The 15,826-nt window shown below is 42.6% G+C and carries 13 protein-coding genes; 6 read left to right on the top strand and 7 right to left on the bottom strand.

Annotated elements, in window-relative coordinates; genetic code table 11:
• Nucleotides 1-96: 96 nt before the first annotated feature.
• Both RRG12_RS05945 and RRG12_RS05940 read right to left on the bottom strand, forming a co-directional pair.
• Nucleotides 97-1,122 carry an ABC transporter permease gene (locus RRG12_RS05945; RefSeq protein WP_069068543.1) on the bottom strand — a complete coding sequence of 342 codons (1,026 nt, stop codon included), beginning with the start codon at nt 1,120-1,122 and terminating at the stop codon, nt 97-99.
• A 168-nt stretch (nt 1,123-1,290) separates the two neighbouring features.
• Entirely contained in the window at nt 1,291-2,172 is an 882-nt protein-coding gene (locus RRG12_RS05940) for a shikimate dehydrogenase (protein WP_420758669.1), read from the bottom strand.
• Between the two features lie 165 nt (nt 2,173-2,337).
• Between RRG12_RS05940 and RRG12_RS05935 the strand changes: the two genes are divergently transcribed.
• The gene (locus RRG12_RS05935) at nt 2,338-3,276 is read left to right on the top strand and encodes an alpha/beta fold hydrolase (protein ID WP_069068545.1); all 939 of its coding nucleotides are present in this window, start codon (nt 2,338-2,340) and stop codon (nt 3,274-3,276) included.
• Between the two features lie 450 nt (nt 3,277-3,726).
• On the opposite strand, the gene RRG12_RS05930 is transcribed toward RRG12_RS05935, so the two are convergent.
• On the bottom strand, nt 3,727-4,698 hold the full coding sequence (locus tag RRG12_RS05930; RefSeq protein ID WP_420758668.1) for a DUF362 domain-containing protein: 972 nt from the start codon (nt 4,696-4,698) through the stop codon (nt 3,727-3,729).
• Nucleotides 4,699-4,771: 73 nt separating this feature from the next.
• Entirely contained in the window at nt 4,772-5,854 is a 1,083-nt protein-coding gene (locus RRG12_RS05925; protein ID WP_420758667.1) for an ATP-binding protein, read from the bottom strand.
• Between the two features lie 176 nt (nt 5,855-6,030).
• Here RRG12_RS05925 and RRG12_RS05920 point away from each other — a divergent pair, with 176 nt between their 5' ends.
• Nucleotides 6,031-8,778: an HAD-IC family P-type ATPase gene (locus RRG12_RS05920; RefSeq protein ID WP_420758666.1), complete on the top strand. Its 2,748-nt coding sequence runs from the start codon at nt 6,031-6,033 to the stop codon at nt 8,776-8,778.
• 271 nt (nt 8,779-9,049) lie between these two features.
• On the opposite strand, the gene RRG12_RS05915 is transcribed toward RRG12_RS05920, so the two are convergent.
• Entirely contained in the window at nt 9,050-10,465 is a 1,416-nt protein-coding gene (locus RRG12_RS05915; protein ID WP_420758665.1) for an aspartate ammonia-lyase, read from the bottom strand.
• Nucleotides 10,466-10,639: 174 nt separating this feature from the next.
• Here RRG12_RS05915 and pgsA point away from each other — a divergent pair, with 174 nt between their 5' ends.
• Together pgsA and RRG12_RS05905 are read left to right on the top strand one after the other, a co-directional pair.
• Nucleotides 10,640-11,167 carry a CDP-diacylglycerol--glycerol-3-phosphate 3-phosphatidyltransferase gene (gene pgsA, locus RRG12_RS05910; protein ID WP_069073904.1) on the top strand — a complete coding sequence of 176 codons (528 nt, stop codon included), beginning with the start codon at nt 10,640-10,642 and terminating at the stop codon, nt 11,165-11,167.
• A complete protein-coding gene (locus RRG12_RS05905; RefSeq protein WP_420758664.1) occupies nt 11,151-11,375 on the top strand; it encodes a type II toxin-antitoxin system HicB family antitoxin in 225 nt (74 codons plus the stop codon). Before pgsA ends, RRG12_RS05905 begins: the two co-directional genes overlap by 17 nt.
• A 3-nt stretch (nt 11,376-11,378) precedes the next feature.
• On the opposite strand, the gene RRG12_RS05900 is transcribed toward RRG12_RS05905, so the two are convergent.
• Nucleotides 11,379-12,257, bottom strand: coding sequence for an SMP-30/gluconolactonase/LRE family protein (locus RRG12_RS05900; protein ID WP_420758663.1), 879 nt, complete (start codon nt 12,255-12,257; stop codon nt 11,379-11,381).
• 223 nt (nt 12,258-12,480) lie between these two features.
• Between RRG12_RS05900 and RRG12_RS05895 the strand changes: the two genes are divergently transcribed.
• Nucleotides 12,481-13,206 (top strand): Uma2 family endonuclease, encoded by a 726-nt coding sequence (locus RRG12_RS05895; RefSeq protein ID WP_069073906.1) that lies wholly within the window; start codon nt 12,481-12,483, stop codon nt 13,204-13,206.
• A gap of 168 nt (nt 13,207-13,374) precedes the next feature.
• On the opposite strand, the gene RRG12_RS05890 is transcribed toward RRG12_RS05895, so the two are convergent.
• Nucleotides 13,375-14,313 carry an NAD-dependent epimerase/dehydratase family protein gene (locus RRG12_RS05890; protein WP_420758662.1) on the bottom strand — a complete coding sequence of 313 codons (939 nt, stop codon included), beginning with the start codon at nt 14,311-14,313 and terminating at the stop codon, nt 13,375-13,377.
• Between the two features lie 278 nt (nt 14,314-14,591).
• On the opposite strand from RRG12_RS05890, the gene RRG12_RS05885 reads away from it, so the two are divergent.
• Nucleotides 14,592-15,734 (top strand): glycosyltransferase, encoded by a 1,143-nt coding sequence (locus RRG12_RS05885; RefSeq protein ID WP_069073908.1) that lies wholly within the window; start codon nt 14,592-14,594, stop codon nt 15,732-15,734.
• Nucleotides 15,735-15,826: the final 92 nt, after the last annotated feature.

Here is a 15,826-nt window from a genome sequence, read left to right as displayed (position 1 = left end):
ACAATCCCTGGCGGACGTGCGGTTTCGCGTTAAGTTGACACCAGTGGCTTTTCGTCCCACCCCACAAGAAAATTATAAACAGTGAATAACTCTTGGCTAATATCGAATTCGCGGATCTACATAAGCATTTAAAATATCAATTAAAATGCTGGCACTGACAACGATCGCACCAAAAAATACTAGTACTCCCTGAACTATGGGATAATCACGATCTGCGATCGCTTGATACAATCGATTTGCTAACCCAGGCCAAGAAAATGTTACCTCTGTCAAAATCGCCCCACCCAACAGAGATGCAAAGGTTAATCCCAAGACTGTAATCACTGGAATGAGCGCATTTTTTAAAGCGTGGGAGGCTAAAATCTTATTTTCACCAATCCCTCTGGCTCTAGCCGCTTCTACATAATCGGCTTGCAAAGTTTGCTTTAAATTCACTCGCACAATTCGCTCAAAAATCCCACTGAGCAAAATTCCTAGCGTGAGACTCGGTAGAGCCAGATGGTGCAAGGATGTGAAAAACTGGGTAAAGTTTCCACCGAGTAAGCTATCAATTGTATACAACCCAGTTACAGGAGTCGGCGCTGGAAGATTGGGCGGAAAGCGATTGGAATTAGGAAACCAACCCAGTTGGACTGAGAAAATCAACTGCAAAAGCATTCCCGCCCAAAACATCGGGAGTGCGTAGGTGATGATCCCAAATAAGCGCCCACCGACATCAAAATATGTCCCAGGACGAGAAGCCGAAAGAGTCCCAACTGCAATTCCGACGATGAGTGCAACCGCCATACTAGATACTGCTAACTCCACCGTCGCCGGGAAATATTGCCCAATTATGTCCCAAACATTCTGTCCGCGACTCATTAAAGAAGTTCCCAAATCAAAACGCAGTATGCTTCCCAAATAATTGAGGTACTGTAGCCACAAAGGAAGGTTTAAACCGAGTTGTTTTCGCAATTCTTCTTTAGCTGCTTCTGGCGCACGTCCACCAAGAATTGCATCTGCTGGATCTCCTGGTGTTGCTCTTAGTAAGAGAAATACAATGGTAATGATAGTTAATAGCTGAAGTGGCGCAAGAAGCAACCGAGAAACAATGTAATACTGTAAAGCTTTAGAGCGAGACATAAGCAATTAAAAGTTTAAAATAAAAAATGCGATTTTTGAAACTATCTTAGAGGATGTTTGCAAATTTCTCTTGGCGGTATCAAAAGTTTTAGATCCCCCTAAATCCCCCTTAAAAAGGGGGACTTTGATTCCAGTTCCCCCCTTTCCAAGGGGGGTAATTAAGTTTCATCACTTCCCCAAACCCAGATGATTTTGTAACGCTTGGCGCATCACTTCCACAGGCACAGTTTCCTGCTGCAACCAGATTTTTAATGCTGCTACCCCTTGTTGGACTAGCATTTCTAAACCATTGATCGCAATTGCGCCTTGTTTTTGAGCCTGTTCTAGAAATTGCGTCGGATTAGGAATATATATCAAATCGTAAGCGATCGCACCCGTTGGTAAATTCGCCATTTCTTCTACACTCAAAGGCGACTGATCAACTTTGGGATACATACCTATAGGAGTTGTATTGACCAGCAGATTTGCTTGGGGAATTAGCTTTGGCAATTCCTCCCATTGATGAACCTGGAATTTCTCAGCTAGGGGTGAATTACTCCAACTATTGCGAAATTCCTGTAATCTTTGCATATTGCGCCCAACAACATGAATTTGGGCAAAACCTAGCTGGGTACAACCTGCTACAACTGCTCTTGCTGCACCACCATTGCCCAAAATTACCGCTACTTTCTGACTCCAATCCTGTTTATATGTTGTCTGCAAAGGGGCGATAAATCCTTCTATATCCGTATTTGTACCCACCCATTTGTTATTTTGGCGGCTAACAGTATTTACTGCTCCGATAGTTTGAGCCAGGGGGGTAATTTCTGAGAGTAGCGGTATGATCGCTTGTTTGTGAGGTATTGTCACACTAAAGCCGATAACCCCAACAGCAGCAAAACCTGCGATCGCAACTTCTAAATTTTGTGGTTCGATCGGAAAAGGCAGATAAATGTAATCTAATCCTAATTGTGCGATTGCAGCATTATGCATCAATGGTGACAACGAATGTTCCACCGGATATCCAATCACTCCTAATATTTTAGTTTTACCTGTAATTTCTTTAGTCATTTGTTATTTGTCATTGGTCATTGGTCATTTGTCATTTGTCATTTGTCATAATTCATACTCCTTGTCCCCAATCCCCAATCCCCAGTCCCCAATCCCCAATCCCCAATCCCCATTTCCCTCACCTAGCCTACAATTATTAAAAGCTACTTAACATTTCTTTGAATCATGCAGGCAACTACAGCCCCCTCTACAATTCCAATTCCTGGTAAATATTGGCAGTGGCGCGGGCACAACGTTTACTACGTGCGTGCGGGAGAGAAACAACTGCAACGTCCGCCCTTGCTTTTGGTACATGGATTTGGTGCTTCCACAGACCACTGGCGCAAGAATATCACAGGATTGTGCCAAGATTTTGAAGTATTTGCGATCGATCTTTTGGGATTCGGGCGATCGGCAAAACCAAAATTGCAGTACAGTGGCGATTTGTGGCGCGATCAACTTCATGATTTTATCAGTGAAGTGATTGGTCAAAAAGCAGTATTAGCCGGTAATTCCCTTGGTGGTTATGCTTGCTTGTGTGTTGCAGCACAACGTCCTGACAGTGCGGCTGGTTTAGTTTTGCTCAATAGTGCCGGGCCTTTTAGCGAAAGCCAGCCCACATCTGAACCTGAAGCTTTACAAACCCAAATTCAGCCTCCCAAACAACCTTCTTCTTTACAAAAATTACTGGGTGACTCGGTTAAATGGATGTTTCAACAACCTTTAGCTCAGTTTGTGTTATTTCAATACGTGCGACAACGTTGGGTAATTCGCCAAACTTTAGAAAAGGTATATCTTGATAAAAGTGCAGTTACAGACCAATTGATAGAAGAAATTGCTCGCCCTGCTTTTGATTCGGGTGCGTTGGATGTGTTTGTTTCAGTTTTTAGTAGTCCTCAAGGGGAAAAAGTTGATGTGCTGTTAAAGCAATTAACTTGTTCTTTATTGATGTTATGGGGAGAAGCTGATCCTTGGATGAATGCTAGAGAACGTTCTCAAAAGTTTCGCCAATATTGTCCTGAACTCACAGAACATTTCTTAACAGCAGGTCATTGTCCTCATGATGAAATACCCGATAGCGTAAACCCACTTTTTCGTGATTGGGTATTGTCTATTACCCAGTGATATTGCATTTCATTAGAAAAGGTTGAGTAGAGATGTAATAAATCGCGTCTCTACTCGCAGTATTTTCTATAAACCAATACAGTTCAGCTAATATCAAAACACTTGTAGAGACTGCGATTTATCGCGTCTCGAAAACCCACGATTTTGTACAATTAGCACTTAACCCAAGCGGATTTTTCTATCAACAAGATAGTTAGAGAAAAGAGAAAATTACTATTAAAGCTAAAATTCCTATTACAATAATTTTTTGTATAAATCAAAATCTAAAACCAGAATCGGTATAAAAAATTAGTTAGCTAAAAAAACCGCCACTAAATTATGATAGGGCGGTCTGGTTAAGCAATCGGAGGGTAATTACAGATTACTCTGCTAATAAATGAAATTGCTGTAACGAAGTTTGCATTAGATTGAGGATTGGGTATGGATTATTCCCTTTGTCTCCTTATCTTCCTACTCTCTTCCGTAAACACTCATTGGTTCCTTGATAAATCGGGTGTAAAGATGCTTAAACGTAGACTTAATGACGCGGGGCATACCAAAATCAATGGGCATCAACTTGTCTGGTAGCTGCCAATCTTCTATTTTTAATAAGTCAGGATTTAAATGCGGAAACTCTATGGCAGCTAGTTCTGGACAAACTCCTAGCCTTTGGGAAGCTGCAACTGTGGGTACTTGTTCGGGAGGAACATTGAGGATTTCTACCATTGCCCGATCTAAGGCAAATATATCTGATGCAGCTGCTAAAATACCCAGTTGGCGAGGTTTACCGTTGCTAGGGCCATTACCTTCATGACCGATAATGCCATCTAATATGGTTAAGTTAGGATTAATAGCCCTAGCAGTTTCTACTAACATTTCACCAAATCTATTGGCGTCTTTTCCAGCTTCCATGTGCCACCAAGCTTTCATTTTACCGGGGACGCAACCAAACAGATTTTTTACGCCCAGTGTTAATGTCAACTGGGCATGAGATTTTACTTTAGGTAGGTTAATCACTACGTCTGCTTCCATTGCTTCTTTTGACAGTCGCAGATGGTTAAAATTATCACTGACAGTTTGGTAACGCTGACCATGAAAATCGATGATGGGAAGATTGAGTTCTTCTAAAATAGGCAGATAGCCATTTGCCACTGCTACGCCCTTCGCACTGCCAAAAGCAGGACTATCGCCCAAAAATGGCTTACCACCAACCTCAATTACCATCTGGGCAACTTCATAAACTAGTTCGGCACGGGTGATACACTCTTTACCAGGACGCGAGCCTGTAAGTAGATTAGGTTTTAGTAAAACGCGATCGCCTTTTTTCACAAACGCCGCTATTCCCCCAAAAGGTTCCAGCAGTGTAACTAAGGATTCTCGTAAAGCCTCTCGTTCGTAAGATGTAGCCCGAATGAGACTGACAGATGATTTTTGAGTCTGCATGGATAACAAATTACCAGTAATAAAGATATTCTTCTATCTTCCTATTTATACCAATTCTCTAAAATCTCGCGTACTAGCTTAACCTCTGCCGCAACCACAAGGCCAATAAAGGTAATGCTAGTTGATAACCCTGTTCAGCACTATAAATTAAACCTTTGTTCTGTAATCCAGTCAGCGATCCCTGAAGGCTACCACCTCTTGAAAGACCATGTTTTTGAATATATTCTTTACTTTGTGGTTTATCTGTAGGATCTAAAGCCAAAGATTCTAAAAGATGCACCTGATTGGCTGGCAATAACATTAGTAAAGATTCAAAAACTAAAGACAAGTCTTTGAGTAATCCTTCTATTGCCTGCTGCACTGCTGCTTCACTAATTAACCCATCAGGATAAGAAAAAGTTTGTAGGCGGCGAATTATTGCCATTGCGTCGCCAATGTGTCCTTGGACAGCATCTAAAAATAATTGTAGTGCTTGAGAGCGAGAATCAAATTTCATTCCTTGTATATGCAATATCTCCCTCGCCCACAATGCCAAAACGTCATTAGCTAAGGGGGCTAACTGTATAGTTTCTAGCGGATAGTTTGTCTCATCTGGATGATGGCTGATCTCAGCTATGGTTGCTATTAAGACGTAGCTGACATGAGTTTGTACATTGATTTCTCGTCTGAATGTGGCTTCCCACAAACCATTACGATCCCAAGAGCGAATGTGCGGAAAACCTTGCAAAATCAGCACTACCCGCTTATTTAAACCAATAGCCATAATTTGGAGCAAATTGAGCAAAATTTCAAATGCTTGCCATAACTGCTTTTGGTTCAGGGAACGCAACGACTTAAGTTTACCTTCTGGATGAAAGACAAAAAACTCTTTGCCAAAGTTGCTTACCCAGTCTTGAATTTGTGCTGCTTCCCAGTTTTGGCTAATTGTCTCTGTTAGCAGGAGGATAAATCGCTCTCCATCTGTCGCGCGGATGCAGTCTATCTCCAAGACGATCGCACCAACTTCTTGAGCAGCCCCTCGCACTAAAGTTCGTCGCCCACTACCAGGTACGCCAGTAATCAGCAAGTCTCCATCTTGGGCTAGTACTTCGACAATTCGCTGAAATTCTAGCGATCGCCCAACCAATTGTAAAGGAGTAGACAAATCCAAATTCACTTAGTTTTTGCCCTTGGTTTTAATCCCCACTTAAGGGCAAGCATACTCACTTCCATGACTACTGAGCAAGCATTGAAAGTAATGATGATAATAGTCAATTTTTATTAGTGCTTGTTTGCATTTAGCACTTATCTTTAGTGCTAAATTTTATTCAACACTAGATTTAAGAAATAAATATGGTACAGGCAGCATCCACCATCGCACCCCAAGAAAAGCAATCCACCGTTTGGCATACTTTGGAAATTTCTGAAACGATCGCTCGCTTGCATAGTGATACTGAGAATGGTTTGAGTAGTGTAGTAGCCAAACATTTATTGTCTGAAGTGGGAGCAAACGAACTCACAGGCAAGAAAAGCAAAGCTTGGTGGTTAAAATTTTTACTGCAATTTAACCAACCACTGCTGATTATTTTGTTGTGTGCGGGTTTAGTAAAGGCGCTAACTGGCAGCTTGGTGAATGCTGGTGTTATTTGGGGAGTGACTACCACCAACGCCATCATTGGATTTATTCAAGAATCGAAAGCCGAAAGTGCGATCGCAGCCCTCGCCAAAGCAATTACCACCGAAGCAACCATCATCCGGGATGGTCAAAAATTACGCATTGCTTCTGGTGAGTTAGTACCTGGAGATATTGTCTTGCTAACTTCTGGTGATAAAGTCCCAGCAGATTTACGGTTAATTAAGGTTAAAAATTTACAAATAGATGAATCTGCTCTGACTGGTGAATCTCTAGCAGTAGAAAAGAATACTCAAATTTTAAAGCCAGATATTGCTCTAGCCGAGCGCAAAAATATGGCTTATGCGGGTGGCTTCGTTACCTTTGGGCAAGGTACTGGTGTTGTAGTTGCCACAGGGAACGCCACAGAAACAGGGCGAATTTCTCAGTTAATGGAGCAGCACACAGATATTTCTACTCCCTTAACTAGAAAATTCAATAAATTCAGCCAGAATTGGCTGTATATGGTGTTAGGGTTAGCAGCCCTCTGCTTTGTGGTGGGATTAAGCTTTCGAGGTTTTGAAGAAGCTTTAGAAGCAGCAGTCGCTTTAACAGTCAGTGCGATTCCTGAAGGATTACCAGCAGTCGTGACAGTCACCCTAGCCATAGGTGTTTCTCGGATGGCACGACGCAACGCCATTATCCGCAAATTACCAGCCGTTGAAACCTTGGGAAGTGCAACTGTTATTTGCTCTGATAAAACTGGGACTTTGACAGAAAACCAGATGACAGTACAGGCAATTTATGCGGGGGGATATCAATATACTCTCACTGGTATCGGTTACACACCGGAAGGCGAAATCCTCATAGATGACAAACCCGTGAACCTCAACAGGCATAAAGGTTTGCAACAATGTTTAATCGCAGGCTTATTGTGTAACGATTCCCATTTAGAAAAGAAAAATGGTAGGTGGGTAGTAATGGGAGATCCTACAGAAGGGGCATTAATTGCATCAGCAAATAAAGCAGGTTTTAGTCAGCCTACCTTACTTAAGGAAATGCTAAAGGTGGATGCAATTCCCTTTGAATCAGACTTTCAATACATGGCGACTTTGCACGCCACATCCCAAGGTAAGACTATTTATGTCAAGGGTTCAGTTGAGGCAATTATTCAGCGTTGCACTCTGATGTTGAACACTGATGGACAACCCCGCCCATTAGATTGTGTAGAAACATTACGGCAAAGCAGCATCGAGCGAGAAGTCAATATTATGGCACGGCAAGGCTTGCGGGTATTAGCTTTAGCGAAAAAACTAGTACCCGATGGGCAAAATACCCTAGATCATCCAGATATTGATACCGGGTTAATTTTCATCGGCTTGCAGGGAATGATTGATCCGCCGCGTGAGAGTGCCATTAAAGCAGTCCAAGCCTGTCAGGAAGCGGGAATTGAGGTCAAAATGATCACTGGCGATCATGCTATCACAGCGCAGGCGATCGCTTATCGTATGGGTATTAACAAAAATGGCTCAGTTCTGGCTTTCACAGGTGCAGAACTAGCAAAAATGGATAAAACAGAACTTGCCGAAGTTGCCCAAGAAGGTGTAGTCTTTGCCCGTGTCGCCCCAGAACAAAAGCTACGTTTAGTCGAAGCTTTGCAATCAAAAGGTGAAATCGTTGCCATGACAGGAGATGGTGTCAACGATGCACCAGCCTTAAAACAAGCAGATATTGGGATTGCGATGGGTGGTGCTGGTACTGAAGTTGCCAAAGAAGCCGCAGATATGCTGCTTACCGATGATAATTTTGCCTCCATTGAAGCTGCTATAGAAGAAGGACGGGCGGTTTATAAAAACCTGCTCAAGGCAATTTGCTTTATTTTGCCTGTCAATGGTGGTGAATCAATGACAATTTTAATTAGCACATTATTAGCCAGAGATTTACCAATTTTATCTTTACAAGTTCTGTGGCTAAATATGCTCAATTCCATTACTATGACAGTGCCTTTAGCCTTTGAGCCAAAGGCGCAAAACATCATGCAACAAGCGCCCCGTCATCCTAATGAACCATTAATTTCAGGGAGTCGTTTACAACGAATTTTAGCAATTTCTCTATTTAATTGGATTGTGATATTTGGAGTATTTGAATATATCCGCCAAACTACGGGTAATATCGATTTAGCGAGAACAATGGCGATTAACGCTCTCATTGCGGGACGGATATTCTATTTATTGAGTATTAGTCAATTAATCCCGAATTTGATTGCCAAGATGGACGGCACAATTAAAGAAAACGTTGATATTCCTGCTATTGGCTTTGGGATTTTAGGGGCAATTATTTTGCAAATTATTTTTGCTCATGTGCCATTAATTAATGAAGTTTTTGAAACAGCACCATTAAACTTGCAGCAGTGGTTATTTTGTTTAGCAGTTGGTTCACCAATGATTTTGTGGGCTACAGTAGTAAATCGTTTTGATCCGCCAAATTAAATCACTCAGCTATTTTTCAAGACAAACACCATCCTAAATTTTCGGTGCGTTATACCAATTCTTTATGAAGACGCATAGAAAGAACCCCACCGCCTGCGGCACCTCCCCTTACAAAGGCTACGGTGTACACACAAGTTATCGAATCACTACCAGTCCTTAAATTACCCCACCCTAACCCTCCCCGATGTATTGGGGAGGGAACTAGATATCTTTTTCCACCCTTTCCAAGGGGGGATTAAGGGGGGTAATTCAACTTGTGTGTACATCGTAGCTATTCCACCTTGAGAGGTAAAATACCACTCATCTGTTCTAGATTTAGCACTGTGGCTAATTCTGCCTCATTCATCAATCCGCGTTCTAAAACAATCTGCCGTAAAGATTTACCAGTTTCTAAAGATTCTTTGGCGACAGCTGCGGCATTTAAATAACCGATGTGGGTATTTAGTGCGGTTACTAAGGCTAAACTACCTTCTGCATAAGCTAAACAACGTTCCTGGTTGGCAGTAATTCCCTCAATGCAACGTTCTGTAAGGACAGCGATGGTATTGCCGAGAATTTCGATACTGTGAATTAGGTTATAAGCAATTAGCGGCATCATCACATTTAATTCTAATTGTCCGGCTTGTGCGGCTAATGCGATCGCACTGTCGTAACCCATCACCTGAAAACACACCATTGATGTCATCTCTGCCATCACTGGATTATATTTCCCTGGCATAATCGAGGAACCAGGTTGCACTGGGGGGAGTTGAATTTCTTTCAAACCAGTTTTTGGTCCCGAATCCATCAGCCGTAAATCATGAGATATTTTGGCTAAATCCTGGGCTAAGTTGCGTAAAGCACCGGAAACATTTACAAATGGAGCCATACTCTGCATAGCTGCCATGAGATGGGGCGCAGGTTCTAAAGGAGTATCAATCAATTCTGAAAGAACTTCCACCACACGGGCGCGATATAAGGGATGAGTATTTAAACCGGTTCCGGCTGCACTACCTCCCAAACCCAATACCATCAAATCTCCAGAGGCGGTGTAAATCCGGTTTTGGTGTTCTGTAAGAATGTGTGCCCAAGCCCGAAAATTTTCACCCAAACGCACGGGTACAGCATCTTGTAAGTGGGTTCTGCCAGATTTGACGATATCTTGAAATTCTACAGCTTTGTTTTCTAAGGATGCGATCGCACGATCTATTGCTGGGTGTAATGTCTTGGATAATGCCAATAAACCACCAATCCGAATTGCCGTAGGGATCACATCATTGGTAGACTGTCCATAATTAACGTGATCATTAGGACTAACACGTTTGTAATTGCCTTTTTCTTCACCAAGAATTTCCAAGGCGCGATTTGCCAAAACTTCGTTGATATTCATGTGGTGGGATGTTCCAGCACCCGCCTGATAAACATCCACAACAAATTGATCGCGGAATTTTCCAGCTAAGATTTCATCAGTTGCTTGGACAATTGCCTGACTAATATCTTGGGGAATGCAATTTAGTTCGCCATTCACAATTGCTGTAGCTTTTTTAATTATCAATCCAGCATCTACGTAAGTAGGCAAAGGCTTGATACCGCTAATGGGGAAGTTTTCGATAGCTCGTAAAGTTTGAATGCCGTAATAAACGCTACTAGCAATTTGGCGATCGCCCATCGAATCGTGTTCGATGCGGAATTCTGTGTGTTCAGTCATAGTATTCTTTTAAAAGAGCTTCAGAAAACAGATTTTCCCACGCTTAGGGGGAAAGTGGGGAGACAAAGAGAAGTTGTAGTAAGTTTCTCCCCTCTGCCTCTTCCTGATAGCAGGGCAACTAAATTTATTTATGGAGATTATTAATTTTTAATTTTTAATTCGGAGCGAAGCGACGTGACTTTACCCAACTGGATTACTTTCTCTCGCCTTCTGGGTGTACCATTTCTGCTTTATGGCTTGTACAACCCCACAGCACAAGCTAGATGGATATGTTTGGCGATTTTTATCGTCGCTGCGTTAACTGATTGGTTAGATGGCTATTTGGCGCGGAAACTCAACCAAGTTAGTGAATTGGGTAAATTTCTTGACCCCTTAGTAGATAAATTTTTGGTACTTGCGCCGTTAATGGTGTTAATTGAACTAGGAAAAGTGCCAGCTTGGGGAGTGTTTTTGATTTTAGCGCGGGAATTAGCGATCGCTGGTTGGCGAGTGAATCAAACGACAATTACCGGGGCGAACATTTGGGGTAAACTCAAAACTGTTAGTCAAATAGTTGCGATCGCACTTCTGATTGCACCCCTACCTGAAGTATGGCAAACTCCCTCTCTAATTGCCTTTTGGGTTTCTGTAGCCTTTACTTTAATCTCTGGGGGTATTTATCTTTTGCCGCAAAAAGCTAGCACTAATGAAACCACAATATAGTATTCTAATTCAGTGGTCTAATGAAGATAAAAAGTACGTTGTCAACCTACCTGAGTTTGGCCCCTATGCACACACTCATGGAGATACCTACGCAGATGCTCTCAATAATGGTGAGGAAGTGCTGGAACTTTTGATTGAAGATTACCAAGCACAAGGAAAACCACTACCAAAGCCTTTGACTGCAAATGTTTCCTTTCAGTTTGTGTAATCTTCAAAAATCATAGCTAGGTAATCCAGTAACATCAGTTTGGAGAGCAAACAAATCACCTGAGTAGAAACTTTTATCAATCTCCCCTTGGCTGAGTCCAACTGAGCCAGTGGTGATGTAGAGTGTTTGCAAATCTTCGCCGCCAAAGGTGCAACTCGTTACGAGTGGAACAGGTAGTTTTATCCGCAATATCTCTTCACCCTTAGAGTTGAAATGAATCACACACCAGCCATCCCACATAGCTGACCAAATATTTCCTTGACTATCTATCGTTAACCCATCTGGGTAGAAAGATTCATGAGTTAAATCAATAAAAATTCGGCGATTAGTAATGCTACCTGTTACTGAATCAAAGTCGTAAGCATATATTTTTTGTTGAGGAGAATCACTCAAGTAAAACGTTTTTTGATCGGGACTCCACCCCAGACCATTAGAGATAGTCAATCCTGTTTCCATCACATGCAATGAACCGTCACGATCGTAGCGATAGAGGCTAGCCTGTGGTTTTTCTAAAGAACACATTGAACCAATCCAAAAGCGACCTTGAGGATCACATTTGCCATCATTGAGACGGTTATTGGGCAGATTTTTTTCAATCTCCAAAATAGGAGTAACTTCACCTGTTTTGGTATTGAGGAATGCCAGATGACGACGCATCGCCATAATTAATCTATCTTTACCTGCTGTTGCGATCGCACCTACGACATCTCCCACATTAAAAAACAAGTCTTTCCCCGTAGCCGGATTGAACTGATGTACACGATGGTTGTAAATATCGATCCAGTACAGTAGGTTTTGGGTAGAATCCCAGATGGGCCCTTCACCCAAGCGGGCACGAGACTCTAGTACATTGTGGAGTGGATATTGCAAAACCTGGCTCATTTTATCAACCAACAATAGTATTTACAGAAACTAGTTTCAGTGGACTTCAGGCAATTTTAAAAAATATTTGCCTGACTAATAAAGAAAATTTTCATTCCTGTTTCAGTAAAGACTAAAGACGCAATTTATCGCGTCTTCCCCAGGTAGAAGAAAATATTTTTGATTTTGACTCAACCTTTACTGCGATCCGTTAACTTAAAATTAGTCGGTCAACATTCCCTTTATGTACCAAACAGACCCGCCTCTCTCTCCCAAAGAAGTCCTACCAACCATGTATGATCTTCCCAGTGAATACCCGGAGGACTCTGGTTTGCCTGACGAATTTCACCTTTTTCAGCCCCAACTTCTGCGCGAAACCTTCTGTCCACCTAACTATCCAGCAGAGGAAGTATTTGTTGCCAGTGACTTAAACCTTTACTATGACCTGCGGCATACACTGTGGTACAAACGCCCAGACTGGTTTGCTGCTGTGGGAGTTTCGCGTCTCTACGAACAGCAAAACTTGCGTCTGAGTTATGTTATCTGGCAAGAAGGGGTTGCTCCTTTTGTAGTGATAGAATTGCTTTCTCCTGGCACTGAAAAAGAAGACTTAGGACAAACTCTCCGCGAGATTAACCAACCGCCGACCAAATGGGAAGTTTATGAGCGGATTTTGCGAGTTCCTTACTACATTGTGTTTGACCGCTACACTAACAAACTCCAAGCATTCCAATTAGTTGCAGATAGTTACAGCGAATTGGACGTGAGTACCCCACGACTGTGGATGCCGGGTTTGGAACTGGGCTTAGGACTTTGGCAAGGTTCTTACCAAGGAATTGAGAGATTGTGGCTACGTTGGTATGATGCATCCGGGAACTGGCTTCCCACGCCGCTAGAACGAGAAAGTCAACGTGCTAACAGATTAGCAGCACAACTGCGCGAGTTAGGCGTTAACCCTGATGAGTTATGAAAATGCGATCGCATCAGTCAACTTAACGCAAAACGGGCGGTTAGAAACCGCGTCTACATAAACAAAACCCACGGAAGTGGGTTTCCAAACCCTTAATTTGACCTTAGTCCGCGGAGGCGGACTTTGCCTGTGTAGCCGCGAATTCTATTCGCCAGGCTCTAAGTTGACTCAGACAGCTTGTAAAATCTCCCCATCTACAGAGAAATCTACTTCAGCTTTGTCTTTTGCATTAGCCAAATAGTCATTTTCCAAAGAGTCTTGTAAACCAGAAATTAAATCATATTCAGGATGCCAGTTTAATTCTGTTTGCGCTTTATTCACCGAAGCGAAGAAATGCTGCACGCGCATCGGAAAAGCTTTGCGTTTGCCGAAATCAAACTTTTTCGGGTCGTAATGGACGATTTTTACAGCATCGGGCGATTTGCCAGCCGCTACAGCACTAGCACGGGCTAAACCATCAAAAGTGACAAAGCGATCGCCTGAGATATTATAAATCTGCCCTACGGCTTGTTTATTGCCCAAAACCTGAGTCATTGCTTGTGCCAAGTCTTTTACATGACCTAGCTGCGTGATATGCAAGCCATTTCCGGGGATAGGAATGGGGCGATCGCGCACAATTCTGTCAAAAAACCAGCCTTCCAACTCATTATAATTACGGGGCCCGTAAATATAAGTAGGACGAATAGAAGTAAAGGGCAATCCCAATTGAGTCAAATAAGCTTCAGTTTCATGTTTACCCTTATGGCGACTTTTGGGATCTACAGCATCACCTTCTATGTGGGGCAGTTGGTCAGATTTGAGATAAACCCCCGCAGAACTCATATACACAAAATGTTGCACTCGGTCTTTAAAAATTTCTGCTAGTGGTTGAGTATCAGTAAGTTCCCGCCCGTTATTGTCAAAAATGACATCAAAGTTTTCTTGTGATAACTTTGCTTTTAATTGAGTAGCATCTGTGCGATCGCCTATAATTTGTCCTACTCCCTCTAAAGAAGGTGCTGGCCGATTCCCACGATTGAACAGCACCACCTCATGTCCTTGTTCCACCAGTAATTGAGTCAAATAAACACCAATGAACCGAGTACCACCCATAATCAGAATTCGCATAAATTCACCCTTTCTATATCAGTTTTCATCGAGGGAGTAGGGGCTGGGGACTTGGAATTAGGGAGACAAAAAGAAATAACTAATGCCCAATGCCCCATGCCCAATGCCCCATGCCCAATCTGAGATTATCAGGTTGCCGCATCCATCTGGAACCTCTCTGGGAAAGATTCCGTCTTATGTGCTAATCTGGGGCGCTTCCCGTTAATTAATCACAAGGGAAACTTTTCAGTTAACGTCATCAAGTTAGCCTTTGTATTTTCCATTTATTCAAGTTAGCTGTGCCCTTGAAATATGCTCTGGTTCATGAGTGGCTTACACCCAAAGCCACCGGTGGTTCAGAACTCGTTGTCCGAGAAATTTTGAATCACATTGATGCTGATTTGTATGCCCTCATAGATTTTGAATCTAGCAATAGAGAAAGTTATTTATATAAGCGTCAGATTGGCAAGACGTTTCTCCAAAACTTTCCCTATGCCCGCAACGGTATACAAAAATACTTACCTTTGTGGCCTTTGGCAATTGAACAACTTGATTTGCGGCATTATGACGTAATTTTGTCTTCATCCCACGCTGTTGCCAAAGGAATTCTTACCACTCCCGAACAGATGCATATTTGCTACTGTCACAGCCCTATGCGCTATGCCTGGGACTTGACCTTTGATTATCTGCACCACAGCAAACTGGGTAATGGTTTACCTGGGTGGGTGACGCGATATTTATTACATCGCTTGCGCCAGTGGGATGTATTGAGTGCCAATCGCGTTGATTACTTCATTGCCAACTCGCAGCACACAGCTCGGCGGATTTGGCGTTGCTATCGACGAGAAGCAACAGTCATTTACCCACCAGTGAATATTGCGGAATTTCCGTTTCTGTCTGAGAAAGAGGACTTTTATCTGACAGTTTCTCGGTTAGTGAGTTACAAGCAAATATCGTTGATTGTCAAGGCTTTTAATCAACTAAAACGACCATTAGTAGTCATTGGTACAGGAGATGAAATGAACAAGATTCGCGAGCTGGCAAACTCGAATATCCAAATACTCGGTTGGCAACCCGATAATGTGGTAAAAAAATATATGTCTAGGGCTAAGGCATTTGTGTATGCAGCTTGTGAAGATTTTGGTATTGCCCTAGTGGAAGCACAAGCGTGTGGCACGCCAGTAATAGCCTATGGTGCAGGGGGTGCTTTAGAAACAGTGCGAGACATCCGCTTTGGCGCGGATACAGGGACAGGCATATTTTTCAAGACGCAAACAGAGGCGGCTTTGGTGGAGGCAGTAGAAAAGTTTGAAATGTATGAGGGTTCGTTCAATTCCGAGTATATGCGATCGCACGCCGCGCAGTTTTCACCGCAAATCTTTGCAGCTCGTTATTTAGATTTTGTAAACAAGTGCAACGAAAAAAGACCCTTTTTGCAATGATGGTCTTGACTAACGTCTGATTTTTTTAGGCTTTTGGCAATTTCCCCCAGAAGCATCTCATTTTGGCTTTAATATTGGGACTATGTGTGGTG

It is taken from the genome of Nostoc sp. CALU 546, from assembly GCF_048836525.1.
This window is presented reverse-complemented; position numbering and strand designations above follow the sequence as displayed.

Bases quoted from the DNA above. Each gene is read 5' to 3' on its own strand.
- RRG12_RS05945 (WP_069068543.1), bottom strand. From the start codon at position 1,122: ATGTCTCGCTCTAAAGCTTTACAGTATTACATTGTTTCTCGGTTGCTT.
- RRG12_RS05940 (WP_420758669.1), bottom strand. From the start codon at position 2,172: ATGACTAAAGAAATTACAGGTAAAACTAAAATATTAGGAGTGATTGGA.
- RRG12_RS05935 (WP_069068545.1), top strand. From the start codon at position 2,338: ATGCAGGCAACTACAGCCCCCTCTACAATTCCAATTCCTGGTAAATAT.
- RRG12_RS05930 (WP_420758668.1), bottom strand. From the start codon at position 4,698: ATGCAGACTCAAAAATCATCTGTCAGTCTCATTCGGGCTACATCTTAC.
- RRG12_RS05920 (WP_420758666.1), top strand. From the start codon at position 6,031: ATGGTACAGGCAGCATCCACCATCGCACCCCAAGAAAAGCAATCCACC.
- RRG12_RS05915 (WP_420758665.1), bottom strand. From the start codon at position 10,465: ATGACTGAACACACAGAATTCCGCATCGAACACGATTCGATGGGCGAT.
- RRG12_RS05905 (WP_420758664.1), top strand. From the start codon at position 11,151: ATGAAACCACAATATAGTATTCTAATTCAGTGGTCTAATGAAGATAAA.
- RRG12_RS05900 (WP_420758663.1), bottom strand. From the start codon at position 12,257: ATGAGCCAGGTTTTGCAATATCCACTCCACAATGTACTAGAGTCTCGT.
- RRG12_RS05895 (WP_069073906.1), top strand. From the start codon at position 12,481: ATGTACCAAACAGACCCGCCTCTCTCTCCCAAAGAAGTCCTACCAACC.
- RRG12_RS05890 (WP_420758662.1), bottom strand. From the start codon at position 14,313: ATGCGAATTCTGATTATGGGTGGTACTCGGTTCATTGGTGTTTATTTG.